At 37.8% G+C, this 26504-nt stretch carries 28 protein-coding genes; 5 read left to right on the top strand and 23 right to left on the bottom strand.

Annotated elements, in window-relative coordinates; genetic code table 11:
• Nucleotides 1-289: 289 nt before the first annotated feature.
• On the bottom strand, nucleotides 290-1060 hold the full coding sequence (locus tag ACFQ19_RS01735; RefSeq protein WP_379590197.1) for an SDR family NAD(P)-dependent oxidoreductase: 771 nt from the start codon (nucleotides 1058-1060) through the stop codon (nucleotides 290-292).
• Between the two features lie 243 nt (nucleotides 1061-1303).
• Between ACFQ19_RS01735 and ACFQ19_RS01740 the strand changes: the two genes are divergently transcribed.
• Nucleotides 1304-1594, top strand: a complete 291-nt coding sequence (locus ACFQ19_RS01740) for a hypothetical protein (RefSeq protein WP_379590198.1) — start codon at nucleotides 1304-1306, stop codon at nucleotides 1592-1594.
• Between the two features lie 130 nt (nucleotides 1595-1724).
• Here ACFQ19_RS01740 and ACFQ19_RS01745 read toward each other — a convergent pair whose 3' ends face one another.
• Nucleotides 1725-2957, bottom strand: coding sequence for a dicarboxylate/amino acid:cation symporter (locus ACFQ19_RS01745; RefSeq protein ID WP_379590199.1), 1233 nt, complete (start codon nucleotides 2955-2957; stop codon nucleotides 1725-1727).
• A 536-nt stretch (nucleotides 2958-3493) separates the two neighbouring features.
• On the opposite strand from ACFQ19_RS01745, the gene ACFQ19_RS01750 reads away from it, so the two are divergent.
• A complete protein-coding gene (locus tag ACFQ19_RS01750) occupies nucleotides 3494-4003 on the top strand; it encodes a hypothetical protein (protein ID WP_379590201.1) in 510 nt (169 codons plus the stop codon).
• 81 nt (nucleotides 4004-4084) lie between these two features.
• Here ACFQ19_RS01750 and ACFQ19_RS01755 read toward each other — a convergent pair whose 3' ends face one another.
• Genes ACFQ19_RS01755 through ACFQ19_RS01785 form a run of 7 tightly spaced genes read right to left on the bottom strand, consistent with a single transcriptional unit; the run spans nucleotide 4085 to nucleotide 10536 of the window.
• Entirely contained in the window at nucleotides 4085-4930 is an 846-nt protein-coding gene (locus ACFQ19_RS01755; RefSeq protein ID WP_379590202.1) for an SDR family oxidoreductase, read from the bottom strand.
• Nucleotides 4906-6009 (bottom strand): mannonate dehydratase, encoded by a 1104-nt coding sequence (gene uxuA, locus ACFQ19_RS01760; protein WP_379590203.1) that lies wholly within the window; start codon nucleotides 6007-6009, stop codon nucleotides 4906-4908. Before uxuA ends, ACFQ19_RS01755 begins: the two co-directional genes overlap by 25 nt.
• Before the next feature lie 19 nt (nucleotides 6010-6028).
• Complete coding sequence (locus ACFQ19_RS01765) at nucleotides 6029-7045, bottom strand: zinc-binding alcohol dehydrogenase family protein (protein WP_379590205.1); 1017 nt, start codon at nucleotides 7043-7045, stop codon at nucleotides 6029-6031.
• 15 nt (nucleotides 7046-7060) lie between these two features.
• Nucleotides 7061-8335, bottom strand: a complete 1275-nt coding sequence (locus ACFQ19_RS01770) for a TRAP transporter large permease (RefSeq protein ID WP_379590207.1) — start codon at nucleotides 8333-8335, stop codon at nucleotides 7061-7063.
• Nucleotides 8332-8808, bottom strand: a complete 477-nt coding sequence (locus tag ACFQ19_RS01775) for a TRAP transporter small permease (protein ID WP_379590208.1) — start codon at nucleotides 8806-8808, stop codon at nucleotides 8332-8334. The genes ACFQ19_RS01770 and ACFQ19_RS01775 overlap by 4 nt, the downstream gene beginning before the upstream one ends.
• A 5-nt stretch (nucleotides 8809-8813) precedes the next feature.
• A complete protein-coding gene (locus tag ACFQ19_RS01780; protein WP_379590209.1) occupies nucleotides 8814-9833 on the bottom strand; it encodes a TRAP transporter substrate-binding protein in 1020 nt (339 codons plus the stop codon).
• A 28-nt stretch (nucleotides 9834-9861) separates the two neighbouring features.
• The gene (locus ACFQ19_RS01785) at nucleotides 9862-10536 is read right to left on the bottom strand and encodes a GntR family transcriptional regulator (RefSeq protein ID WP_379590210.1); all 675 of its coding nucleotides are present in this window, start codon (nucleotides 10534-10536) and stop codon (nucleotides 9862-9864) included.
• A 95-nt stretch (nucleotides 10537-10631) separates the two neighbouring features.
• Between ACFQ19_RS01785 and allD the strand changes: the two genes are divergently transcribed.
• Nucleotides 10632-11642: an ureidoglycolate dehydrogenase gene (allD, locus tag ACFQ19_RS01790; RefSeq protein WP_379590211.1), complete on the top strand. Its 1011-nt coding sequence runs from the start codon at nucleotides 10632-10634 to the stop codon at nucleotides 11640-11642.
• A gap of 173 nt (nucleotides 11643-11815) precedes the next feature.
• Here allD and ACFQ19_RS01795 read toward each other — a convergent pair whose 3' ends face one another.
• From ACFQ19_RS01795 to ACFQ19_RS01810, 4 genes are all read right to left on the bottom strand, one after another.
• A complete protein-coding gene (locus tag ACFQ19_RS01795) occupies nucleotides 11816-12580 on the bottom strand; it encodes a 2OG-Fe dioxygenase family protein (RefSeq protein ID WP_379590212.1) in 765 nt (254 codons plus the stop codon).
• Nucleotides 12581-12966: 386 nt separating this feature from the next.
• Nucleotides 12967-13236 carry a cytotoxin gene (locus ACFQ19_RS01800; protein WP_379590213.1) on the bottom strand — a complete coding sequence of 90 codons (270 nt, stop codon included), beginning with the start codon at nucleotides 13234-13236 and terminating at the stop codon, nucleotides 12967-12969.
• A gap of 2 nt (nucleotides 13237-13238) precedes the next feature.
• A complete protein-coding gene (locus ACFQ19_RS01805) occupies nucleotides 13239-13556 on the bottom strand; it encodes an AbrB/MazE/SpoVT family DNA-binding domain-containing protein (RefSeq protein WP_379590214.1) in 318 nt (105 codons plus the stop codon).
• A gap of 166 nt (nucleotides 13557-13722) precedes the next feature.
• Nucleotides 13723-16050 carry a TOTE conflict system archaeo-eukaryotic primase domain-containing protein gene (locus ACFQ19_RS01810; RefSeq protein WP_379590215.1) on the bottom strand — a complete coding sequence of 776 codons (2328 nt, stop codon included), beginning with the start codon at nucleotides 16048-16050 and terminating at the stop codon, nucleotides 13723-13725.
• Nucleotides 16051-16278: 228 nt separating this feature from the next.
• On the opposite strand from ACFQ19_RS01810, the gene ACFQ19_RS01815 reads away from it, so the two are divergent.
• Together ACFQ19_RS01815 and ACFQ19_RS01820 are read left to right on the top strand one after the other, a co-directional pair.
• Nucleotides 16279-16518: an AbrB/MazE/SpoVT family DNA-binding domain-containing protein gene (locus ACFQ19_RS01815; protein ID WP_379590216.1), complete on the top strand. Its 240-nt coding sequence runs from the start codon at nucleotides 16279-16281 to the stop codon at nucleotides 16516-16518.
• A 1-nt stretch (nucleotide 16519) separates the two neighbouring features.
• On the top strand, nucleotides 16520-16915 hold the full coding sequence (locus ACFQ19_RS01820; RefSeq protein WP_379590217.1) for a type II toxin-antitoxin system PemK/MazF family toxin: 396 nt from the start codon (nucleotides 16520-16522) through the stop codon (nucleotides 16913-16915).
• Between the two features lie 115 nt (nucleotides 16916-17030).
• Here ACFQ19_RS01820 and ACFQ19_RS01825 read toward each other — a convergent pair whose 3' ends face one another.
• The 10 genes from ACFQ19_RS01825 to ACFQ19_RS01870 all read right to left on the bottom strand — a co-directional run bounded on the left by ACFQ19_RS01825 (nucleotide 17031) and on the right by ACFQ19_RS01870 (nucleotide 26473).
• Nucleotides 17031-18431, bottom strand: coding sequence for a purine-cytosine permease family protein (locus ACFQ19_RS01825; RefSeq protein ID WP_379590218.1), 1401 nt, complete (start codon nucleotides 18429-18431; stop codon nucleotides 17031-17033).
• A gap of 308 nt (nucleotides 18432-18739) precedes the next feature.
• On the bottom strand, nucleotides 18740-19096 hold the full coding sequence (locus tag ACFQ19_RS01830; protein ID WP_379590219.1) for a PTS glucitol/sorbitol transporter subunit IIA: 357 nt from the start codon (nucleotides 19094-19096) through the stop codon (nucleotides 18740-18742).
• A gap of 30 nt (nucleotides 19097-19126) precedes the next feature.
• Entirely contained in the window at nucleotides 19127-20152 is a 1026-nt protein-coding gene (srlE, locus tag ACFQ19_RS01835) for a PTS glucitol/sorbitol transporter subunit IIB (RefSeq protein WP_379590220.1), read from the bottom strand.
• A 9-nt stretch (nucleotides 20153-20161) separates the two neighbouring features.
• Nucleotides 20162-20713: a PTS glucitol/sorbitol transporter subunit IIC gene (srlA, locus tag ACFQ19_RS01840; protein WP_379590221.1), complete on the bottom strand. Its 552-nt coding sequence runs from the start codon at nucleotides 20711-20713 to the stop codon at nucleotides 20162-20164.
• A complete protein-coding gene (locus ACFQ19_RS01845) occupies nucleotides 20697-21170 on the bottom strand; it encodes a transcriptional regulator GutM (protein WP_379590222.1) in 474 nt (157 codons plus the stop codon). Before ACFQ19_RS01845 ends, srlA begins: the two co-directional genes overlap by 17 nt.
• Nucleotides 21171-21173: 3 nt before the next feature.
• Nucleotides 21174-23057 (bottom strand): BglG family transcription antiterminator, encoded by a 1884-nt coding sequence (locus ACFQ19_RS01850; RefSeq protein ID WP_379590223.1) that lies wholly within the window; start codon nucleotides 23055-23057, stop codon nucleotides 21174-21176.
• A 26-nt stretch (nucleotides 23058-23083) separates the two neighbouring features.
• Nucleotides 23084-23881, bottom strand: a complete 798-nt coding sequence (locus ACFQ19_RS01855; RefSeq protein WP_379590224.1) for an SDR family oxidoreductase — start codon at nucleotides 23879-23881, stop codon at nucleotides 23084-23086.
• Nucleotides 23882-24130: 249 nt separating this feature from the next.
• Nucleotides 24131-24463, bottom strand: a complete 333-nt coding sequence (locus ACFQ19_RS01860; protein ID WP_379590225.1) for a general stress protein — start codon at nucleotides 24461-24463, stop codon at nucleotides 24131-24133.
• A gap of 136 nt (nucleotides 24464-24599) precedes the next feature.
• Entirely contained in the window at nucleotides 24600-25442 is an 843-nt protein-coding gene (locus ACFQ19_RS01865; RefSeq protein ID WP_379590226.1) for an aldo/keto reductase, read from the bottom strand.
• A 134-nt stretch (nucleotides 25443-25576) separates the two neighbouring features.
• Nucleotides 25577-26473, bottom strand: coding sequence for a macrolide 2'-phosphotransferase (locus ACFQ19_RS01870; protein ID WP_379590227.1), 897 nt, complete (start codon nucleotides 26471-26473; stop codon nucleotides 25577-25579).
• Between the last annotated feature and the right edge of the window lie 31 nt (nucleotides 26474-26504).

The raw sequence follows: 26504 nt of genomic DNA on the forward strand, positions 1-26504 counted from the left end.
TTTATTATTCCAAGTAAAAAATATGATTGTTGATGGAAATTATATTTTTTTGTGTAGTGTTATGTATGTAAGCGTAAAATAGTCCATACCTTTTCATAGGTGTGGACTATTTTTACGCTTGTATTCCAAAAACTGTAAATTTAACTTTATTTACATCTATCTGTTTTAGATTACCAACCATTAAATTTTCAAAAATTAAGAAGGGACTATTACACAACCGGTTATTCTAATTATGCAAAAGCCCCTTCTTAATTGCGTAAAATATACTTCCCATCGTTTTTTCATTTTCTTATGATACTAATCCGCCATCAATTCGATATTGCGATCCGGTAATAAATTCGCTATCATCCGATGCCAGGAATAAAGCTAATTTAGCAACTTCTTCTGGTTTAGCATATCTGCCCATTGGGATGGCTGCTTGAAGGTCTGATTTTACGCTTTCCGTATCTTCCGCATTAATTCCAGATTCTACGTCTTTCACCATATCCGTATCCACTTGAGAAGGGTGTATAGAATTCACTCTGACACCATATTTCGCAACATCTTTTGCAGCATTTTTAGTGAGACCGTTTACCGCATGTTTGGATGTATCGTATGGAGCAAAACCATTGGTTGCTATCAGACCAGAAATGGACGATGTATTGATAACACTTCCTGATTTTTGTTCTGCCATGACTGGAAGCACATTTAATAAACCAAGTGCACTTCCTCTTACATTAACCGAAAGAACCTGATCAAAATTATCAATGGTTTGTTCTAAGAAAGGCTTCACTTCTCCTAAAATTCCTGCATTATTAAATAAAATATCAATCCGGCCAAATTTATCCATTACCGTATTCACATAATTTTTAACATCTGCTTCTTTTGAGACATCGGCTTGAACTGTCACCAGATTGTCTTCAGAATGGACTTCTTTTTCAAGTTCTTTCAATTTTTCTTCATTAATATCTACGGCGGCTACTTTAGCCCCTTCTTTTAAAAATAATTCTACAGTTGCTTTACCAATTCCGCCAGTTCCCCCAGTTACAATAGCAATTTTTCCTTCTAGCTTGCCACTCATTAGCAAAAACCTCCTGTGAAAATATTCTCCCCTTGACCGTAACACTTTATGAATACTGCTACAAATATAACGGAAAAACCTGAAGGCAGATACTTCTGTATTTATATACTGACTTATTTAAAATATTTGCATAAACATTATAAATTTACAAAGCATATTCACAGGTATACAATTAAAGGTAGGAAAGCACTTAACATCTTGCATAAAGATTTAATTCATTACTTGAATAGGAGAGGATTTCTCATGAAGTCTACTTCTGAAAATAAATTAAGAGGAATCAATAATCGCTCGTCTTTGTTTTATTTTATTATAACGGGATTTATAACCATCATCTCATCTTTCTTTTTTATGGGAAGAGCTATTGCTGATGGGGGCAGTGATTCTTCTGGTCTGGACTTCTTTTTACTTATTGCTGTCTGGGCTTTGGGAGCAACTTTATACTATTTATTTCGGTTAAAAAAAATTGGCATCGTTATTTCGATCCTTCCCCTCGTGTTTTATATAGTCAGGTTCATACTATCTTTTTTCATGTAAATAAGATGCTGCCCTTCAACCGATATCTTACAAGTAAAAGCAGCGTAATCCCAGCAGGGAGTTACGCTGCTTTTCCATAATATTCCTCTTGAAACAGGCCACTGAAGAAAGTTCCGCTTTTCCCATCCATTCACTTGCTTGTTATTTTCCGTTTTTCTCTTTCCGATAAAATATAAGCACATGCTGCATCTCCAGTGATATTCAGAGATGTTCTCAACATATCCAGAATACGATCGATACCGATAATTAATGCAATCCCTTCAACAGGCAGACCGACCTGATTCAGCACCATTGCCAGCATGATTAATCCAACTCCAGGCACCCCAGCTGTACCGACGCTCGCAAGGGTGGCAACAAGCACTATCATTAAAAGTTCTGTCATTGTCAGCGGCAGATTATATACCTGGGCGATAAATACCGTTGCAACAGCCTGCATAATTGCCGTGCCATCCATATTGATTGTTGCGCCGAGCGGCTGCACAAAACTGCTGATCTCTTTCTTTACTCCAAGGGTATCTTGTGCGGTTTTCATCGATACCGGAAGTGCTGCATTCGAACTGGAGGTACTGAATGCCACCGTCATCGCAGGGAAGAAACCTTTATAAAATGTGATTGGATTTCCACGTCCTAATAGCCAGATAGCCAATGAATAAATAATAAAAGCATGCAGAATCAGCCCCGCAATAACCGTTAATAAATAACTTAACATCGAACCAACCGCATCCAATCCAGCACTGGCGATTGCTGATGCAATTAACGCAAACGCCCCATATGGAGCAAATCGCATCACTAACATCACAAGCCATCCTAAGATATCATTTGCCTGTTCAAATAAGTTATAAATGCCTTTTGTCTTATTGTTCAAATAAGCTAAAGCAATCCCGATAAAGATGGCAAACGCAATAATTTGCAGCATTTCTCCAGCAGACAATGCCGCGATTGGATTCTCCGGAATGATATTGATAAGGGTCTCCATGATAGGTGGTGCTTCACTTGGGGTGTAATCACCAAGATTAGATGTATCAAAAATCCCCGCTTTCCCCGGTTTCACCAGATAAGCTAAGGTTAGTCCTAATGTAATTGCAATTGCCGTCGTTGCTAAAAAGAAACTAATTGTAGATATACCAATTTTCCCTAACTTTGCTGGATCACCAAGCCCTGCTGTTCCTAAAACAATAGATACAAACACTAAAGGCACAACTAACATCATAATGAGATTAATAAATATCTGACCAACCGGGTCTAATACGTATTTATCCAGTGGACCAAAAAAGCTTTCAGGAGCAAATGTCAAAGCCATACCGACAACAGCACCAGCTACCAATGCAATAAGGATATTTCTGGTCAGGTTTTTAGCTTTCATTCGAAATGACACCCTCTCTGTTCAAATGTAATCCATGCCATTCACCACTAAAAGAAAGCGCTAACAAAATAAGGAGTCAAAAACATCCATTAAAAATCTTCTCATCTGAAGCGGGTGCTGCTGCGTTTAAATAGGTTCTTTATGCATAAACCATACATGTTGCCATGCAAAAAAAGATGTAGACCCACTCTTGATGAAATGTGTCTCTACATCTTTATGATGTTGGTATGTGATATATTCCAGTTTGGGTGTGAGTATTTAGAAAATAATATATGAAACATCTCCTCCATTTTTTCATCGATGTAATAAAACATGACCTTTACGCTTTTTATATCAAATGAAAACCATTCATCTTCCTCTTTCTACTTCTTATGGATAGTATGTTATCATTCATTTTGTAACATCCTAATTGATGAGATGATATTATAATATGCATATGAAAAAAGAAGAGATGCTCTGTATAATCTCTCCTTCTCTTGATGCGTCATTATAATGGAACTCTTTTTGAACTTTCCAATTCATAAGGAGCGGAATCCATGCCCAAAAAATACATTATTTTCAGCAGTATCCTAGCTGCTGCAATCGTTACCCTGCTTATACTTATTTTCTACTTTAAAATTTCCTTCACCTCTGTGCCAACAAATCTTCCCATTGTTTTAACAGACGAATTAACCGTGGAAGGGGAACGGAGACATGTGGAATCCATCACGATTACCGAATCAGATGCCAGCCATTTAAATAGCGATAAGCCCGTACAATCAGAAAATGAAGAGGAAATTGTATTGGATCAATCCAATGCGATTACCAGAACGCTTATTGAAGATGTACGCATTTATGATGGCGGACGAATTACCGATAACGATAACAGCCCGGAATATACTGCAGAAATGCACCTTTCTGATGAAAATAGTCTGTACCTCTATCTTACCAACGAATATATCCGAGTGGTCCCACCGGAGAAAGATGGAACATTATTTAAAGTATTAGATGAAGAAAATACGGTTTATGCATATTTTCAATCTCTATTTGAAGAAGAAAGTAATTAGTATTTTTCTTTCTCATAATAGCAAAAAAGGCTTGTGATAAAAGATGTCTTCATTTATCACAAGCCTTCTTTCATTCCTAACCTAAACACCTGAAAACGCCATAAAACCACCATCTACAGGAACAGTAATACCTGTGACAAATCCAGACGTATTATTATCTGCTAGCCATAGTAGTGTTCCTAATAAATCTTCCGGTTTTCCAAAGCGACTTTGTGGTGTGTGGCTAATAATTTTTTCTGCACGCTCCGACAAAGAACCGTCTTCATTCAGAAGAAGCCCTCGATTTTGTTCTGTTAAAAAGAAGCCTGGTGCAATGGCATTAATACGAATGCCCGCTTCAGCAAAATGGACGGATAACCATTTGGTCAAGTTATCAATTCCTGATTTTGCAGCACTGTAAGCCGGCACTTTGGTCATCGGAGCCGGTGCCGCCATGGAAGAAATATTAATGATATTCCCTCCCCGTTCTGTCATTTCTTTCGCAAATACTTGCGTAGGGATTAATGAACCCACTAAATTCAGACGAAAAACATGATCAAAACCGTTCAATTGCAAATCAAAAAATGATTTTATCGTGCTGTCTTCTATATCTCCTGCTTCAAATGTTTCCTTATCTGTAATTGCATCTGGATGGTTGCCGCCAGCTCCATTAATAAGCAGATCACATTCCCCTAATTCCTGTTTCACAACTTCATATGCTTCCCTGACATTGTCTTCATTTAATACGTCACAAGCGACTGCAATTGCCGTGCCACCTTGTTCTTTAATTTCATCGACAATCTTTTGGCCATTTTCTACATTCCGGTTCAAAATAGCCACTTTCATACCTTGACGCGCAAGCTCTTTCGCCATTGCTTGACAAAGAACTCCGCTGCCGCCCGTGACAACAGCTGTCTTATCAGTTAATCCTTCATATGTTGGTAACAAGATGATTCACACTCCTTTTCTTTCTTCATTAGTTCGTAAGCATCCCATAGTCCCCATAAGTGCATGATACCTAAAGCCCGATCGTATAATCCATAACCCGGACGACATTCTTCTTCCCATAAGTGTCTGCCATGATCTGGACGGGCATAGCCTTGAAAGCCTGTCTCATGATAAGCTTTGACAATATCATCAATGGGGACAGACCCATCCTGTGTCCGATGCGATGTTTCAATAAAGTCTCCATTTTCATACGTGCGTACATTGCGGATATGCGCAAACGCAATACGCTCATGAAATTTTCGAATGATAGCCGGAATATCATTATTTGGATTTGCTCCCAATGAACCACTGCAAAGCGTCAAACAATGCGAAGGACTATCTGAAATAGCTAGATACCTTTCCAAAGCCTGTTCACTTGTTATAAGCCGAGGAAGATTAAACACTGGCCAAGGTGGATCATCCGGATGGATAGCCAACTTGACGCCTTCCTCCTCCGCAACAGGAAGAACTTCTTCTAAAAAGTACTCCAGATTCTTCCATAATTGTTCCTCGTCCACTTCTTCATATGCTTGAAAGGATTCTTTTATCGTCTTTAAACGCTCTGGCTCCCATCCAGGCATCGTATAGCCTGAATCCGTGATTTGTTCAATCAAATCGTTCGGATCCATATTGTCTACCTTTGACGTTTCATAAAACAAAGCAGTGGAACCGTCTTCTAATTCTTTATATAAGTCTGTACGGGTCCAATCAAAAACCGGCATAAAGTTAAAACAAACTACCTTTGCCCCGACCTTAGCAACGTTACGTAAACTTGTTTTATAGTTTTCAATATATTTATCTCTTGTCTGTCTTCCTAATTTAATGTCTTCATGCACATTAATGCTTTCTACAACATCTAAATGAAAACCGTAAGCATCCGCCTGCTTTTTTACTTCTTTTATTTCTTCCTCCGGCCAAACTTCTCCTGCCGCACGATGATGTAATGCCCAAACAAGACCTTCTACACCAGGAATTTGTTTAATTTGCGCCAGGGAAACAGAATCATTATTTTCACCGTACCACCTAAATGTCATTCTCATTTTCCATCAACTCCTGCTGCTAAAATGTTAGTACAATTTTCCTTACTGCTTCCGGATTGTTCTCCAGTAGTTCAAAGGCATCCTTGATTTGCTCCATCGGATAACGGTGTGAAACAATCTGGCTTGGATCCAGATTTCCGTTTTCCACTTTTTCAATTACACCTTTAAATTGATGTGTCTGCAATCGCGATCCAACTACTTTTAGTTCCTTTTTGGTTAAAAGTAAAGAAGGAATAGAAGATGGATTTTCATTAAAACCTAATGTAACCACTGTCCCTGCAATCGATGCTGATTCAACAGCTTGTTGGAACGTTTGAGGAAGTCCGACTGCATCAATTACAACATTCGCCAGTTCGCCATCTGTCAATCTCGCAATCTCATCTGCTACCTCCACCTCTTTGGGCTGAATGGTGACATCTGCACCGATGAAAGCAGCGTAATCTAATCTCGTCTGATTAAAATCCGAAATAAACACCTTGGCTCCTCGCTCCTTGGCTAATAAAAGACAAGCAATCCCTGTTGGGCCTGCGCCAATAATAAAGACCGTCTCTCCTTCTTTTACCTCTCCTCTAAAAGTAGCCTGCGCACCAATAGTTAATGGTTCAATGAGCGCTGCAGCTTCTTCGGAAACCTGGTTGGAAACTTTATGCCAATTCTTTTCCCCTGCTTTAAGCCATTCGCTCATTCCGCCGTCCCGGTGAACACCAAATACTTCTAGTGATTCACAAACATTCGGCTGCCCTTTCCGGCAAGCATAACATTCTCCACAGTAAACAATTGGCTCTAAAGCAACCAGATCCCCTACTCGCAAGGACGTTACTTCTTCTCCGATTTCTTCTACAATGCCAGAAACTTCATGACCTATAATTCTCGGATAAACCGTAAACGGGTTACTGCCATGATAAATGTGAACATCTGAACCACATATACCAACATTCTTCACGTTGACGATAACATCATGTGCATCCTCCAATACCGGCTTATCCACTTCTACAATATCTAACTGACCGGGTTTTTCAACTTGTATTGCTTTCATATTTCAACACATCCTTTATTCAAATAAACTTGGTAAGAACAATGATAGAGAAGGTACAAATGCAACTATAATCAACACAAGCATTGCCACACCAAAGAAAGGTAATAATTCTTTTACTGTTCTGGTGATTGGTATTTTAGCAAATGTGGAAGCTACAAATAAACAAACACCTAAAGGCGGTGTGGACAGGCCAATCATCAATGCCAGTACCATAACAACTCCAAAATGAATTGGATCCATTCCAATACTTTCTGCAACAGGCAGCAGTACCGGGAACAAAATCACAAGTGCTGCGATTGTCTCCATAAACATTCCGACAATAAGCAGTAATAAAATAATTAATAGAATCACCATAATCGGATTGTCCGTCAGTGATAAAATGCCATTTGCAATTTGCAGAGGTACGCCTTCACTTACTAAAACCCATCCAAATGTATTGGCAAATCCAACAAGTAACAAAATGGAGGCAGTAGAGCGTAACGTGCTTAGTAAAATGCTTGGAATTTCTTTTAACTTTAATTCTTTATAAACAAATTTCCCTACAACAAATGCATAAACTACGCAAACAACAGCTGCTTCTGTAGGCGTAAAATAACCTCCAAGTATCCCCCAGAGAATAATGACAACCATTAATAGCGCCCAAAACGCACCAAAAAATGTTTTTCCAATCACGGAAAAAGATTGTTTTTCTCCCTTTGGATACTGTCGTTTGACAGAAATAGCATATGTAGCAATTAAAAATCCAAAAGCTAAAAGGACTCCTGGAATAGCTCCGGCTAAGAATAAATCTCCAATAGAAATACCTGCAAGTGTACCTATAATAATCATCGGTAAAGACGGCGGTAACATTGGGCCCACCGTTGAAGAAATGGAAGTTACTGCTGCAGAAAAACCTGCTCCATAACCTTGTTTCTTCATGGCAGGTATCATAACAGACCCGATACTAGCTGTATCTGATAAAGCTGTTCCAGAAATACCTGCAAACCCTAACGATGAAGCTACATTTGTTAATCCTAAACCGCCTCGGATATGCCCAACAACAGCGTTTGCGAAATCAATAATCCGATTCGTAATCCCGCCAGCATTCATTAAATTACCTGCCAGAATAAAAGCAGGAATGGCTAACATCACAAAAGAATCTAATCCAGCAAACATCGTTTGAGGAATAACCGTAAACGGAACGCCGGCAACGATTAAATAAACGAGTGAAGATATGCTTAAACTGAATGCAATGGGAACGCCAACAGCAATTAATAAAAAGAATAGCCCAAAAAGCAATAATGCCATCATAACTGCTCCTCCTTCTCTTTCTGTGGCTCATCACGAAACTGATCGATAATAGACACCACCGAATAAATCATTAACAAAATGGCCAGTAACGGAACTGACGCATAGGCATATGCCATTGAAAAACCTAAGGTAGGAGCATAAAAATCGGTTCCTAGATTGGTAAACTGAACTGCATAAATAAATAACACGAGGGAAAAGACAAAAATCAAAACACCGACAACGCTTTCATATACTTTCCTAACATGCGCTGGTAACTTCTCAATAAGTAAATCTACTCTTATAAACTCTTGCTTTCTCAATGCTAGCGGTGCAGATGTCACAATCGAATATACAAATAGATAACGGGAAAGCTCCTCTGTCCATATAAAATCATACGGAAAATATCGACTTAAAATCTGTATAATAACGACAAGTAATAAAGCTGTAAACAGCAACATCGATACGATACCAAGTACCTTGTCAACTTTTTGCATCAGATTCATTCCTCTTCACCCCCGTTATCGTCAGCAGCATCTAAAATCTCCTGATACAATTCAAGCTGTTCTTCATCAAAATATTCTTCTAACGCAGGTAGCATTGCCTCACGAAAAGCTTCTTGATCAACATCTTCGTTAATTTCCATGCCATTATCGATCAGACTTTGTCGAACTATTTCCATTTCTTCTTCAAATAATTCTTGTGAATATTGTTCTGCTTCTGCTGCCGCCTCTTTCACAGCTTCCTGCTGATCTTCAGGCAGCGCTTCCATCTGTTCTGTACCGGCTACAACATAAATCCAGGAACGAACATGTTCGGTAGTGTTTAAATAGTTTTGAACTTCATAAAAACCATTACTTTCAATTAAATCATTCGGATTTTCTTGTCCATCAATCACACTCTGCTGCAACCCTGTAAATACCTCACTTAAGCTGATTACCTGCGGCTGTGCGCCAGCTGATGACCAAGAATCTAAAAATAATGGCACATTCGGCACACGCATACTAAATCCTTGTAAATCTTCCGGTGTAGAAATCGGATAATTAGAGGTCAAATTTCTTGGAGCGCGTTCCATATAAAACAATGGCGTTAATCCAACATCTTTTTCAATATCTTCTTCAATTTGTTCTCCAATATCTCCTTCAATAACATTCCGCATATGCTCTTGACTTTCAAATGCATATGGCATCGCTAACATAATAGCGTTTGGAGTCCACACTTCCAATGTCTCTCCCGTGATGGTTACATCCGTTGCCCCATAGCGGATGGAATTGATATTATCTACCTCACTGCCCAATTGACTATTTGGAAAAATATCAATCACGACTTTTCCATCTGTTTTTTCTTCTACTAAATCGGCAAATTTTACAGCTGTGCGATGCCAAAGATGACTTTCATCGGAAATATGTGTCATCTTCCAATGTGTCACATCATCTTCTTGAGCAGCACTCTCCTTTATTGATGAGCACCCGCTGAGAACAAGGATAGTAAGCAAGCTGAATACAAACAATCTCTTTAACATAGACGTGTAACCCCTTTATATTTTTTAGTTAACTGAAATAATCTGGATATCTATCTTTTAATGCTTTTTGATCATATATCAGCATTGTCAGATGTTCCCGAATTAGACCTTCTCCCTTTTCCGGATCTTTTTCCTTGATTGCTTCCACCATTGCCTCGTGTTGGCCAACTAGTTTCTTCCAATTCAATTTTAATTCAATACTTAATTTCCGGAGGCGCATTGAATGCGTATCCATCTTTTGAATGGTTTTCCATACTCGGTGCTTATCTGTTCCTTCTGCAAGTAATCTATGGAATTCTTTATCAAGAATGTATAAGGTATTTTCATCATCATTATCTCTAGCTTTCTTCTGTTCTCCTAAATTCATTTCTAATTTATTCAGATATTCGTCAGGAAATATGTCACAAGCTAAACGTATAATTCCTGCTTCTGCTTGTTCCCGCAGAAACCGTGCTTCTTCTACATGGTCTAAGTTAATTAAAGCCACAAATGATCCCCGTTGTGGAAGTACCGTTAAAAGCTCATCTTCCTTTAATCTCAGGAAAGCTTCTCTCACAGGTGTACGACTGACCTCTAGTTCTTCTGAAATCTCTTTTTCAGAAATCGCTGTACCCGGCGGCAAATCCAAATCCATAATGGATTCTCTTAAAGAATCATAAACAAAATCCCTTGTCGAATGCTTAAATGGAGTCCGATTTAACATTTTCCCTCTCCTTTCTGAAATTTATTCTACCACACTACCATACAAGTATGCTAGTATAAATTTAAGCGTTTCCAGAACAGAAAGGAGAAATTTTTATGATTTTAAGTAACGAACTGCAACATACAACGAAGCAAATATTTTTAAAACACGGGGTAACAGAAGAAGCTGCTGAGGCAATTGCTGATGTATTAGTTCACGCAAATTTAAGGGGTGTTGATTCCCATGGTGTTTTACGCGTTGAACACTATATTAAGCGCATTCAATCCGGCGGTATTAACCCAACTGCTCAATTGCAAGCAACAAAAACATCACCGTCTACCAGTATTTTAGATGGCGACAATGGATTCGGACACTATATCTCGAAAACAGCAATGGATATAGCAATAAAACAAGCTAAAGAAGCTGGAACGGGTGCAGTAGCAGTTAAAAACAGCAGCCATTGCGGTGCTCTCTCCTATTTTGTTGAACAGGCAGCACAAAGTAACTTAATCGGCATAGCCATGACGCACACAGATAAAGTAGTTGTTCCCTTTGGCGGAGCAGAACCCTTTTTCGGTACAAATCCAATTGCGTTTGGTTTCCCGGCAAATGAGGAGGAACCTGTGATATTAGACTTTGCTACAAGCACCGTAGCTTTAGGAAAAATCTTAAATGCAAAAGAAAAAGGAGAGAATATTCCTCATGGTTGGGGAGTCGACAACGACGGGGAAGCTACCCATGATCCAAGTAAAGTTGTTGCATTATCTCCTTTTGGCGGTCCAAAGGGGTATGGGCTGGCAATGGTTGTGGAAATATTCACTGCTATGCTTACTGGCGCTGCTTTTGGCCCGCATGTTTCTAAAATGTATGGGGAATATGATAAAAACAGGGAATTAGGACATTTCTTTATGGCAATTGATCCATCTAAATTTGTGTCCGCCGATATCTTTACTTCCCGTCTGGACCAAATGATTGAGGAGTTAAGAAGAACTGCTCCTTCTTCCAATACGGATAGAGTTTATGTTCCTGGTGAAATAGAGACATATACTGCTCAAAAAAGAGAACAGGAAGGTATTCCATTACCAGATTCCGTTCTGGCATTTTTGCAAAAGGAACTTGAAAAATAAGTGGATAGATTGTTCGCTTGTTATGTTTTCCTTATTCCTACTCTTCAGGTGCTTTAGAAGTTTAATAATATTATAGATGTTCCTATTCAAATATCAAGGGCTATATAAAAACGTCATGTAAGGCAGACATTTCTGCCCTTACATGACGTTTTTCAAATATGGAATATATTTTATTAATCATCTACATCAGCTACAACCGTTTGCTGATAATCAATTAAGATAACAGAGCGTACACCTGCTTCTTCTGCACCTCCTTTTTCAATCGGACTGACATAGTGCGAAACGGCCGAATCTTCCACGCCGTAGGACTCCAAAGGTTTTGTAATCTCAAACACTTCTATCACATCATCCTGATTAACTGTATCAAACGTTTCTCCTGCTGCTTTCGGAACACCAATCGCATTTGTACCGCCTTGGACATTTTCCCGTTTGATTAAATGGGCAAAAGTAAACGGCTCCCCATCCTGGTGAAAACAGTTTGGAGAAGAAACAGCTTTATCCGAATCATTCTCTACATACAATTTTACAAAATGCACGCCAACATGAATCGGCATAATGCGGTCTTCTTCTTTCCAGAATGTTTCATGGTAATCAAACAGAATAATTTTTTCTAACAGTTTATTTGCTTGTATTTCCTCATCTATACATGGAAACTCTCGATATGATCCCGTATACTCCGGATTAAATTTCCCCTGAAAGTACGCGGAATATTCTTCTCCGTTTTTCGTTAGTGTCGGAAGCCATTCAATCTGGCCAGATGTCGGCAGCACAAGGGCACGAGAATATCTTCTGTAACGATTTAATCCTTTTGCATATTCATCGACAGGAAGGTCCTCGAAATAATCTAATAAAGCTTGGTAATCTGCTTCGATTCCTTCATAGTCTAATTGCTGCATTAAATCATACCGCGCATAGCCTTTATTTTTTAAATGACTCATCTATAATTACTCCTTTTATCACCATCGTTTTGCTTTTAAAGAATATGGAATCCAAGTTATCATTTTAGATGATTTGGATGGAAAAGACAAATAGGGGGATATTGTTGCAGCAGTACAGCATTAAGAAATTGGTACATTCATACACCGTACATGAAGAAGATTTTAATATACGTACATCTTTTACAATCTTTTTTAAAAAGGAGCCTTTTGATTTCACATCAATAAGCTCCCTCTCACATATTAATTATTAACATACAAATTCAATCCCCGCTCCTTTGAGAGCGCTCTCTTATCATTGGAAATGAAAGTTAGACTCTTTCCTTGGTATTTTTAGATATTATTATTCTTAAACTGTGCTGAGTTGTCTATCACAACTATTATAACTTTTATGGATTAGATAATGTAATATCATGATTCCCAACATTACGTAAAACAATATAATCAGGGTTCTGATAATGAAAAGTCATACGTATCCCCATTGTTGGTGAAGCTTCAAAAACAAATTGATGGCCTTTCATCTTTTTTACTCTCAAAGATTTAGGATACGGACGACCTTTCATTAATATTTTAATTGCATCATCAACATTATTCTTTGCAGTATTGTCTAATTTTTTATAGGCACGTTTAAATCGATTCGTAATATCTAGCTGATACATGATTAATCCTCATCATCTCGTAAATATGCAATTGCATCATCTGCATTATCAAACGTTTTGACGCGTCCGTGTTTTATATCTTCGTCAGCTTCTCGTTCTTCTTGTTGCCATTCTGGCGACCAAAACCAAGTTTGATCTTTAGCAATTGTAATAACAGGCTGTATGACAATTTTTCCATCTTCAATTACAGCTTCTAATTGATCATCCTCATGTAAATCTAAACTATCGCGTATACTTTTAGGAATCGTTATTTGTCCCCGTTTTTTCAGTGTTAACTTTTCAGGTTTCATGGTTTCCTCCTTTTGGAGTGTTTTTACCATAATATGATTCCCCCTTTCAAATGTTTCCATACTTCCGAAAGTATGAAAATCCGATTTTCTTACTAAGTATATAATACACTATTTTAATCAAAACAAAAAGCACTTTGTTTTCCAATTTATCTAGTAATACAGTGCATGAGATTTCTTCTATTACAGCAGCAGTAACCTAAAACAACTCCATCTGCTCCGTATCATTTTCTCCATCCTTCATTACTCTATATCCAAGATCCCGATAACCTTTAGCCCGATTTTGATACATATTTTTTAACAATGGCTCATGATAATCAATATAATCATATACCTTCACTTCTGTTTTATCTTGATGAAGCCGGTGAAGACGCCCTACATATTGCTGCAATATTCCTTTGTATGAAAAAGGATACACAAGAAATAAACAATCCAGCCGATCGTTATCAAAACCTTCACCAATATACTTTCCGGTAGCGATAATCAATGTCTCTTCATTTACCAGCTCATTTAACCTTTCCAGCTGTTTCCGTTTTTCTTTGTCCGATAAATTTCCATTCAAAATAACAATGTTTTTCACAAATCCAGAAAACATCTTCTCCAGCATCTCTACATGTTCAATTCTTTCTGTGAGAATAATTGGTGTGGAGCGCTTATCAAGTTCTTTCAATACATCATCAAAAATCATTTCATTCCTTTTTGCATCCTTCACCAGTTCTGTACCAAGATTTACGGTATTTTTATCTGCTTCTTTTATCGCACTTTTAAATTTTGTATATCTTGGTATTAAAATATGACGAAATGGACGGACCTTTGCCTGTTTCTTTGCACTAACTTTATAAATGATCGATCCACATTGCATACTCATGATTGGATGCAAACCATCTTTTCGGGCAGGTGTTGCTGTCAATCCATAGACATACTTCGCTGTAACCTGTCTTAATACATCCTCAAAGGTTACCGCTGAAATATGATGACATTCATCCACAATGACTTGACCATACTTATTCAAATTTTCTTTCGCTTTTTCATTTTTATTTAAACTCTGGATCATTGCAATATCTATATAGTGAGAAGGTTTATTTTTACCGCCGCCAATTTGACCAATCTGCTTCTTATTGATATTTAGAAAGACTGCTAATTTCTCCTTCCATTGTTCAACCAATTGTTTTCTATTCACGATAATTAACGTATTAACTCCTCGTTGTGCCATTAATGACGCAGCTAATACGGTTTTCCCAAATCCTGTCGTTGCAGCTATGATCCCATTGTTACTTCCCATTAATTCTTGTGTAGCCTCTTCTTGCTGGAAAGTCATTTGACCTTGAAAATCACAAGAAACAGGCTTCCCTTGATCACATTGGTCACTAATCGATAATCTAATTGACTTCTTTTCCAGTAAATCTTTTAAAGAATGGAGGCACCCTCTTGGAATAATGATATTTTCTCCATCTTGCCATGAACAATCAATGATTTTAGGTGTATCATGTGTGGATAAACGTTTCGCCCGCTTTTTATAGTATTCAGGATTATTAAACGCGGCTAAACCTATTATTTCATTCATTAACCGCTCAGGCTTATTATCTTTCCTTATATAAATGCCATTCTTTAAAGATACTTGTATTCTTTCTGGGTCAACCTCTATTTTTGCAGGCTTTTCCTTTACCCAAGAGGTATCACTATCTTCTAAAATATCGTCTATAGCTGATTCACCTAATTTATGCAAACCGCTTAAAAAATGCCACTGATCAGAAATAACATTCAAATTTTGATCGATAAAAACACTATTTCCTTCTTCTCTCGCCTGTTTTTGTAATGGTAACGCTATTAAATTTCCAAGCCCTTTTCCCTTGTGACTATCCTGTGTTGGAAACATGCGATCAAAGGAATTTAGCTGCTGCCAATGATTACGTTTCAATGTCTCTCTCAGCAGGAAATACCCGAGATTACGAGCTTTCACAGCAGATATTTGCTCACTAAAGAATATCCAAATATGGCATCCCTTTCCTGACCTTGAACGTTCTCTTGCAGCGGGAATATGATAGAAGTGGCATATCGACATCACTGCCTGCGATTCTTTTTCCCAATTATTTTTATCGAAATCCAACGCCAGGAACCAGCACGTATTATTACGTAAAAGTGGGTAGATTCCTACTACCTCTTCACCGCTAAGATGGCTATATATAACTTGATTTGTCAGACGTTTATACGTATTTTTAACACCCTTAGACTCCGCATGTCCGTAAACAAATGATACCTCCTTTTTCTCATAGACAGGGCTATATTTCGCTCCACCATCAGGTTCTTCCTGGCGATGAGCATAAACATCTTGACGACCGATAAATATGCTATTAAATATTTCAATTCTTCGTTTGATTTCCTGATCTTTGTATGGGTGTTCGTTCTCATTTTGTTCAAAGGGGATTTGATGTTTTTTTAATAAGTCTTTCAGTCGTTGGTTTTCCTTCTCTAATCGCTCATATTTTACCTTCATATCCGAGAGTTGCTGCCAAAGGTTTTTATTCATCCGAAACCCTCTCTTTTTATGGATTATTTTAGTCAAAACGGATACTGAATATAAGTAATTATAAGTTAAATAGGGCTAAATTGTACAATATTGGTATTGAGAACAATATGAAATAGTATCCATTTTGGTGATTATGAATAAATAGGAACTAAACAGTATATATTAATATATACTATTTCAAAAGGAGATAATATAATGAGTACAAACAAGCATAAAGGAGAGATAATCATGTCTACAACAGCACAAAAGTGGGGCGGCAGCATTGGTGTAAGAATACCACAAAAAATAGCTAAGAAGCATGGGGTTGAAAACGGAACACAAATAAATATAACCGAGGATGGGAACAAAATTATTTTAGAACCGATTAAAAACAAGCCAACATTAGAAGACCTTATTCAACATTGCTCTCCTGAAAACAGTCATGAAGAGATTGATTTTGGTGGACCAGCAGGAAGGGAACTGTTTTAATATGTCTAAAGATGATCAGAGAAAACAACAAGACTTTGAAAAAGTGGATAGAGGAGACATCGTTCTAATCAATTTTGAACCGCAATCGGGGAAAGAAATAAAAGGTAATCGTTACGCTTTAATTCTTTCCCCGAATCTTTTTAATGCAAATACTGGATTTGTCTCTTTATGCCCAATAACGAATACAAAACGAGGATTTGGTTATGAAATAGAAATTCCTGAATCAATGGTTTCTATACAGAAAAAAGACGGAGAAGAATATTTAACAGGTGTTATACTAACACATCAATTAAAAAATTTAGATGCTCGATCAAAACGGTTAATGATTGTCGGAAAGATGCAGGAAGATATTATGGATACGTGTCTAGATTATGTGAATACATACTTGTCTTCATAAGGGTGTCAAAATATTCCACGGAAACTGATACATTTTATTAACTATGTTGTATAAATGGCGTCCTTCCATACACCGAAAAAAACCCTCTACAAATTCATGTAGAAGGTTTCACGTATCAAGCTATATAGTCTCCTTTTTCAATATCATGCGCTTCTTTTTTAATATAGTATTTTCCTTTCGTTATCATGGCGATAACAACAGTTAAGATAGAAGCAAGTACTGCAGCGAAAAATGCTGCCGTGCTTTGCAGAAATTCCCCCATAAAACCTAATGCAGCAACTGTTCCGAGACCACTTGCGATGACAAGTGAAGCCACACCAACTGGATTCCATTTATGAAGATTCTCTTGTCTCGCCTCATAATATCCAGGACCAATTTTTAAAATTCGCTTCACAAATACAGCATCTGTCACAATAACTGCCGCCCAAGATAATAAGAAAACACCTTGGAATGTCATAGCTGTATCAAGGTGGTTTACAATTTTTGCGAGCATCAAAACCATTGCTGCTACACCTGTTACAACAACCCAAAAACGTCTACCTGGTTTAAAGTGAAAGATATTTTCAAAGAAACTGGATAATGATAGTGATCCACTATAAATATTTGTCACATTAATTCTAACTTGGGTAATCATTGTGAATAACGCTCCCCAAACCCCAAGAAGTGTAACAATATATACACCTGGATTCGGTTCTCCTAAACGAACACCAAACCAAATTCCCAATCCGCCCATCACACCAAAACAGAAAATTTGCGGAATAAATCCGATAGCAAATATACCAATTTTTCGGTCCTTTGGTTTAAGAAAACGGGCATAATCAGAAGCTAGAAGTGGTGTTAGTCCCATAATACCATGCTGCATTCCGATGCAGAGCAGTAAGGCTGTTCCACCAACCTGCACATTTTCCGGCATATATGTCCAAAAACTACCCTCATAAAGAGATGGTTTCATTGCTGCTACAATAATAGCAGCCAGTAAAAATATAAAAAATAATGGCAACGACCATTTTTGTAATTTATCTAATTGCTTAATGCCAAACCAATTCAAAGGAATAACAAGTGTGCCGAAGAAAAGAATCAGAGCCCATTCCGGGATAACAGGAAAGAATTCGTGTACAGCTGCAACTAGAATCAATCCCTCAAGTGCGCAATACATAATAAAATTAGTAGCATAAATAAAAGAGGTCAAGGATGCGCCGATATAGCCAAAACCGCCGCCCCTTGATAATAAGTTTACATTCATACCAGACTTAGCAGATAGATATGCAATGAATGTTCCAAGGATACCAGCAACAACAATGGCATATGTGGCAGATATAATAGCATTAATTGCGCCAAATTGAAGGGCCATCACACTTCCCATTTGAAAATAGAAAATAGCTGTTGCAATTCCAAATGTAATATTCGTAATACTTAACCAGCCCATGTTTCTTTTGTGAACAGGGACTCTGCCCAATGAGTAATCATCGCTTGATCCTTGGTTCTGATTTTGATCTGACGAAATCTCAGATCTCATATGATCATCTCCTTTTGTACATTTTTTCACATATTCTGTGCCTCATATGCTTTACTTAAGAAAAAGCATATTTTCTCAGTCGAACTTTTACATACTATCAATTAATTAGGAGATGAACAAACCCCATTATGGCGCATATTCCCCTGTAAAATACAGTTATTCTTCTTCTATCTGCTTAACGCCCCGTTTATCTTAGTCATAGGGTTGATTATCTGGTTTTTGTAGTGATTTCATCTTTACATATACATAAAATGCCCCCATAAACGGCAGTCCTTTCTGTCCGCTTATGGGGGCCTCTTTTCAACTACCTATTGCTTCTCAATCACAATCGTACTTCCAGGCTTCACATCAACAATCTCTTTATCCTCCAAATAAAGCGATCCAGACTGTCCTGGCTCCGTACTTCCGTCAAATTTTAATGTAATATGTCCTAAATCATTTAAGTTCTTTCTTACCGCGTCACCAACACTGGTGATTTGATAAGAAACATCATCTAATTTCAACGTATCTCCTGCTGTAACCTCTTCCTCAACAGATACTAAATCAATCACATAACAAAAATCTGCTAATTCACTTGGTGCATTATCCCCAAATAAAATCATCATTTTTTCTGCTTCAAATGCTTTTGCGTCATTTCCAATACTTTTAATAGTTGTTTGATACATAATGGAACACTCCTAAATCTATTAATCTACTTATTTATACAGGCCAAAGCTTGCCAGCCACGCGACAAACACCCTTGGCACACCGTTTAAGAATCTGGAATATAAGACAGATGGTACGCCGACTTCAATTGTTTTTGTCTCTGCTTCTGCAAGACCCAGCCCAACAGGGATAAAGTCCGCAGCATTTTGCGTATTAATGGCAAATAATGCTGGTAATGCTAAATTGGGAGGAATATTTCCTTTACTGATTTCAACACCAATTAATGTTCCCAATACTTGTCCTATAACTCCTCCCGGTCCAAGTAACGGGCTTAAAAATGGTAAAGAACAGATTAAACCAATAGCCATCAGGCCCCAGATATTTCCTGCAAGTGGCGACATAATATTTGCAAATAAATCACCAATACCGGAACCTTGAATAATCCCTATTAATAAGGCAACAAATCCCATAAAAGGAATGACGGTCTGCAGCATCGTTTCTACAGCATCACGAGCAGCTTGATAGAATGTATTAATAACTTTTCCTGCAGCTAAACCTATTTTAGTAAGCAAACTCTTATTGTCTTGTTCTGCTTTTGTTTCCATTATTTTTTTATCTTTTGAATAAGTTGTTTCTTGCTCTGTCTCTTCCTCTTTTTCCGTTTCATCCGAAGAATCTTGTTGAACTGTATTCGAAGCGCTCTCTTTTTCGCTAGTTGTACTTACTTGGTCTACCCCTACACTCGATACATAAATATCTTCTGTAATGTATTGTCTTAATGGACCACTTTTCCCTGTAGCCATAATATTAATAGTCGGGATTCCCTTTTGAGGATAGATGCCGCACCGTAATGTACCGCCGCAATCAATAATAGCTGCCATGATCTCGTCTTCTGGTACAGATGTTTCAAAACCATTTACCGGTGTAGCTCCAGTAATTTCAGCGATTTTATCGACAATATCCGGTTTGTGGCCGCCTGTTACATACATTAATTTGTCTTTTTTCCCACTTACACCAATGACTAAAGGGCCGCCATAACCACCAGGACCTTTAACTATTTTTACGTTTTCACTCATGGTCTGCACCTACCCTTCTATATTCACTTTTTTGCTGAGTTTTACTTTTTGTTGTTTTTCTACATAACTTGTTGTAAAGTCTGTTATCCATCCGCCGATAAAGTTCATTACTAAACCTACTAATAAATAACGGATAGCCAAATCTGCCATAGGCAAGCCAAGTTGTTGAACCCCATTAGCAATCCCTAAGAAAATAAATAACTCTGCCGGGTTGATATGAGGGAAAATCCCATTACTAGTATGGGCAAACTGACCTGCAGCTGCGAAATAACTAGGTTTATATTTCTCAGGCATAAATCTTCCAAGTGAATGCAGCATTGGATTTGCCAGCATAAACGATCCTAAAAACGGAAGCACCATATACCTTAGTAACGGATTTCCTGATGACTTTTGAGCAATTGTATTAATACGGTTTTCTCCAATTAATTGAATTAACGTATTCATTGCGATAAGCAACATTAAAACTAACGGTACGATTGACCCCATCCAGTCAATAAATGTATCCGCCCCTGTTTGGAACAAGTTGATAAATCCTTCAGCGATGTTAACTATGAACTCCATGCTTTTTAACCCCTTTCTTCGTGAACATATTATTTACTCTCTTCATTGCTTTCATCATTGGAGAAGGGATGCGTTCAATCTCTCCACCAGCTTGTACCACGTTAAACGTATGCTTTGCGTCCACAATGGCACCTTTTAAAAGTTTATTGTAATTAGCGAAGTCTTCTTCCTGGAGCTTATTCATCTTCTTACCTTCTAATCCTGCCAATTGCTTGAACCTAGAGAATACAGTCACACCTTGCATATAACGTGCTTCTTCGATCTCATTTTTATTATTTAATTGGAATAATACAAGGGTTCCTGACCTGATAATCGCCGGACGTCTGCCAATTGCTACACGTCCGTTTGCTCTAAGTTCCGTATAATGTTTTGTAAAATGCTTAATTTGGACAAAACCTAGTAAATATTGAACAACAAAACCGACTGCTAAAATAATAATCAACATGATTAAAAACATAGGTTATTTCCTCATTTCTTGATTCAAGATATATGCAAACGACGTATAATCCGTATGGTCTGTCAATTTCTCAAGCAGATAACTATTTGTCGTCATAGCTAAAACCTCTTCATACACTCTGATCAAAATAGCTTCATTTCCAGCTTGATCCGGTGTAGCTAATAAAATAACGATATTGATATTCTGATAATCACGTAACGGTTTATCTAATAGCGCAACTTTCATAAAAATACCGTTTTCATAATGGCTCACATGAGGAAAAGCTAATTTCCCTGTAACCGTCGATTTCATCTGTTCCCGCGCAATAATACGCTCCGTAAATGCGCTGTCGACTGCTCCTTCACGAATTAACTCCTCCGCCAAAAAACGGATAACATCTTCATAATAATCAACCGTATCCCAGTGATAAAAATCTTTTTCTTCAATAAAATCTACAAGCACACTTTGATTGAACAACTTTTTATTCTTCACATCTTTGTAAATCAAGAATTGTTCGATTTTTAATTTCAGCAATTGCGTATCCAGTATATTTTCAATATAAACCACTTTATTAAATAAACGATTTGTCCAAACAGTGGAAACAATTAAATCAAATTGCTTAATATCTTCCTTTTCCAGTGCCTCTTCAGAAAACACCTCAATAGCAATTTGGTTATGAAAGATTTTCTGTAAATTTGTTGCTAATAACTTCGAAGTGCTTAAACCTTGGTTAGTAATGATAGCGACTGATTGAATATCCCTAATTTGTTGCTCCAGCTGTTCAAGATATACACTAAAATATAAGGATAAAAACCCGAGCTCATTGATTGGCACATCCATATTAATTTCTTTTTTAATATTTTCAGCTAAAACCCGTGATAACTCATAAGCAAATGGAAAACGCTGCTGTACATCCTCCATCAAGTTGTTATTTACTTTCACACCAAAAATCAAACGGTTTATTAAATATTTGATATGGAGTTGAATGTCTTTAGTAAACATGGCTTCATCAATTTTAATGGTGAAGTAATAATTAATATCTTTGATTGTATTTTTTATAATACGTTCAAGCATAGAATGCTCATGTTCATTCATTATTTCATCGATTATAGAAGCTCTGCGTCCCAGAAGCTGAAGAACAATAACGAACACTTCTTCATTTGGCTTTTCTAAATGATATTTATCGATGATGACTTCTTTTAGCGTTTTCATGTTTTTAAAATCTGCGGATTCAAACACCTGCTGGTCAATATCCAAGTCTCCTTCGATAAAGCAGCCATTTTCAAGCCGGGCAAGTGTGACTTGTACAGCCAATCTCAACCTGGCATAAGAAGATTCATCTAATCTATATTTCTTTTTCAAATCGAATAAATGCTGTTCAATCTGTTCAGAAATCAGCTGCTCTTGATAACTGTCTGGAAACTGTTCAATAATCACCATACGAATAGAAATTTCATTACCTTCCAGCCGCAGTCCGACATTTTGCGTGCCTTTGATGTCTACGGCATAAGATTGCAGTTTTTCTTTTAACGCAGACACAATATTATTAACAACGCTTTTACTGAGAAACAATTCCTCGGCAATATCGTCGATTGTACTCTTCTGATGATCCAATAGATGGTGGAAAACAGTGTCAAAGCGATCCTTTAATTCGTTCTCATAGCTGTTCATTTCTTGCCGCAGACTATCCAGTCGATCAAAAAATTGATTTTCATCACAGATTAACATGGAAAGAATATGGTGTTCCTTCATAATTTGAGAGGCACCTTCAAAATAATCATTAATTTGTGTCACATAATTGGACAACGTCCGTTGCGATATATCCAGTATATGGGAAAGTTTATCAGTTGAAATATCATCTGAGATAAGCACTTCTACGATTTTTAAATGCTTCTTATTAAGTTCCATAACCTCTCCCCTATTCCAACCGGGGATTAACCTCTTGATTTCCCCCCAGAGATATTAATAGTTGTTCCAGTGATATAGCTTGACTTCTCAGAACCTAGGTAACACGCCAAATCTGCAACTTCATCCAATTGTCCGACCCGGCGAATTGGGATGGACTTCGAATAATCCCCATTTAATTGGTCCACGGTTGTATTTCTTGTATAAGCAAGCGCCTCTTCATATTGCTGTGTTCTTAATCCAGTTTCTTCTAAAATTCCCGGTGCAATCGCAACCACACGGATATTGTGTTTTCCTAATTCCTTTGCCCAGCTTCTTGTAAAGCCAATCAGAGCTGCTTTGGTTGCAGAGTAAACACTTTGCCCCTCAGATCCTTCTTGTCCAGCTTCACTGGAGATATTGATGATAACACCTTTTTGTGCTTTGATAAAATAACGGGATACTTCTTGACTGAAGAGAACCGGTCCCTTTACGTTGACGCCGAGCATGAGGTCAAGGTCCTTCCTGTTTATTTCATATTCCGGCTTTTCTTCTTTAGCATCTACCAATAGTCTTGGTAAATTAATACCTGCATTATTCACCAATACATCAATTTGGGACTGCTCTTCCAAAATAGAAGTGACTGTACTGCGAACCGCTTCTTCATCCGCCACATTCGTTTCTTTAAAATGATAGTGCGAATGATCGATTGAATTATCCTGTAAATCTGCATTATATACAATGGCCTCTTGCTCTAAAAAAGAGTGAACAATTTGTCTGCCAATACCAGATGAACCGCCTGTTACAATAACCACTTTATTCTCTAAATGTAACCAATTATTTGCCATAACGACGCCTCCTTATTTTTCTTCTACCATCATTATATTTCGAATCGCTTTCAAAATTAATTTGTTGTTTTATGCAGATTGATGAAAAAGAGAAAATAATTCATTTTCCGAGCGCCTGTTTTGCCTTGCCTTTAAACACCAGATTCCCCGAAATCAATAAAAAAGCTGAGTGCATTTCCCTTTCCAAAAGGGAAATGCACTCAGCTTGTCTTATACACTATTTTTTATTTGATTCTTTTACCGACAAAATTAACCTAATACACTATTCGCTGCGTCATCTTTCACAATCAGGAATACTTTGCCTTCATCCATATCTTCTTCGTATTCATGAGCATCTTCATTAGAGATTCCCAATTCACGAAGCTTTTCTCTTAACTCGTCACCTTGTTTTTCAAAATCGTCTCCAATGTCCTGCTTGTTATAATCAACACCCGCTGTTGCTGTGTTTTTTGCAATGCGCGCCGTACGATCATCATCGTGGGAGAGGATAAAAATATTATCTGAGTTAATGTTGTTATCTTTCAGCTTATTAACGTCTTTTTCTAACATTTCATCGTTTGTATAAGATTTTACAAATGTCATATCTTATTTGCCTCCTATAAAATGTTGTATCTTTTTGGTTACATATACAGTCTTCCCGTCTCACATAAATCAAAACATCATTGGGATAATTTTTTCCTTTTTACCAAATAACTTTGAGTCAGTAAACATAGGATGCTTAAATAATATCCAGCGGCATCTTTCGTTTCGGCGCAGGAAATTCTTTGTCTATCTGCTGCAGTTCCTCTTCGGAAAAGTTGATTCTTGCAGCATCTATATTTTCCTGAATATGCTTTGGATCACTGGATTGCGGAATCGCCAGAACATCATCATGGCGAATCGTCCACGCCAGCATCACTTGAAATACAGTCGCATTATGCTCTTTGGCGATTTCTTGCAACACTTTGTTTGAGGTTATTTTATCACCTCTTGTGTCTCCCTGGGCAGCAGGGGAATAAGCAATCGTCGGAAGCGCTCTGCTTCTCTGCAGCGGAAGTAAATCATATTCGATTCCTCTGCTGGCTATATTATACAGAACCTGATTCGCAGTAGCATTTTCTCCGCCTCTTACCTCCCACATTCCTTCAATATCTCTGGCATCAAAATTGGAAACACCCCAAGCGCCTATACGTCCTTCTTTCACATATTTTTCTAAAGCTTCAATGGTCTCCGCAAGTGGTGTGCTGCCTTTCCAATGTAGTAAATACAAATCCAGATAGTCCGTTCCTAACCGCTTTAAAGAGTTTTCAAGCGACCTCTCCAACTCTGGCTCCTGTGCATGAAACGGATAAAATTTAGAAATAAGATAAAAATCCTCTCGGTTCACATCTTGAATAGCTTCCCCGATAAGATTTTCCGAATTACCTTCTCCATACATTTCAGCAGTATCAATCACCTCAATACCTTTTTCTAATCCGTATCTGAGCGCTTCTATTTCCTGCTTTCGTTTTGCCGGGCTATCTCCCATATGCCAGGTTCCCATTCCAATGGGAAATAATGATTTGTTTCCTAATTGAACCATTACACAGCACCTCTTTTTAACTATTGTTTCTTTTCCTATTCCCTTGTGGAAATAGAGATAAACGAGAACACTTTCATATTTTACCTGCGTTTAACTGGGGGCAAGGAAATGTCACTTGATATCATGGCTTTATCTTACTCTGCCACTCCCAACGCTTCCTTAGCCATCTGTTCATACTCATCCATACCGGAAATCATAGCAAACTCCGCAATAGCAACTGCATATGCCGCATCCAATTCGATAACATGTTCTTTCATTTTCGGCCAATAAATGCCGCCTGCTTGCTTGTAGTAATGAATCAGTTTTTCCAGTGCCTCTTCGCCAAAAGCTTTATATTGAAATACAAAGTCGTTGGAAACATCGGTTACTTTTGCTTCTGTCCAATCGATTAAACCAATTACCCTCGTGTCTCCATCAATCATCATGTGGCCGGCATGCAGGTCGCCATGCATAAGTCCTGTTTCTTGCGGCCACAATTCCTCATTATGCAGCCACGTCTGCCAGCGATTCCAAAGGCCATCCGCAACGCCAAAACGCTTCTTTACCTTCTCCATCCTTTCTTCCATCAACGCCTTCGCTTCTTTTGCTGTATAGACAGGGACGCCCGCTTTTTCCGCTGCGTTTTTAGGAACCGTATGCAAGGAGGCAAGAACCTCTCCCTGTGTTTGGTGAAATTGTTCCGGAATGTTCTCAATATCCATTTCCCAGACATAATTTTGAATAGTTGGATCAATCGTGCCAGCAGGAACACCATCGAGCTTTTTATAAGCAATCAAGTCTTTTTCATAAATAGTCCAGACAGGAACTTGAAAAGATACATAGTTATAAACAACGGAGAGCACGCTCTGCTCATCCACTGTTCTTCCCATCACGTCATCCCGTCTGGGTATTCTTAAAACCCATTCCATCCCATTTATATCTTCTGCGTAAGCAACTTGAAAATCCAATCCTGATTCATTAAAGCGGATAGTGTCCACTTTTACATCCAATCCATATTTAGAAGTTAATTCTGATACCGTTTGTTTATCCAAATCTGCCACATCCTTTTACCGTTGTTATCGT

The organism is Oceanobacillus locisalsi (assembly GCF_042675985.1).
In the GTDB taxonomy this organism is placed as follows: domain Bacteria; phylum Bacillota; class Bacilli; order Bacillales; family Amphibacillaceae; genus Oceanobacillus; species Oceanobacillus locisalsi.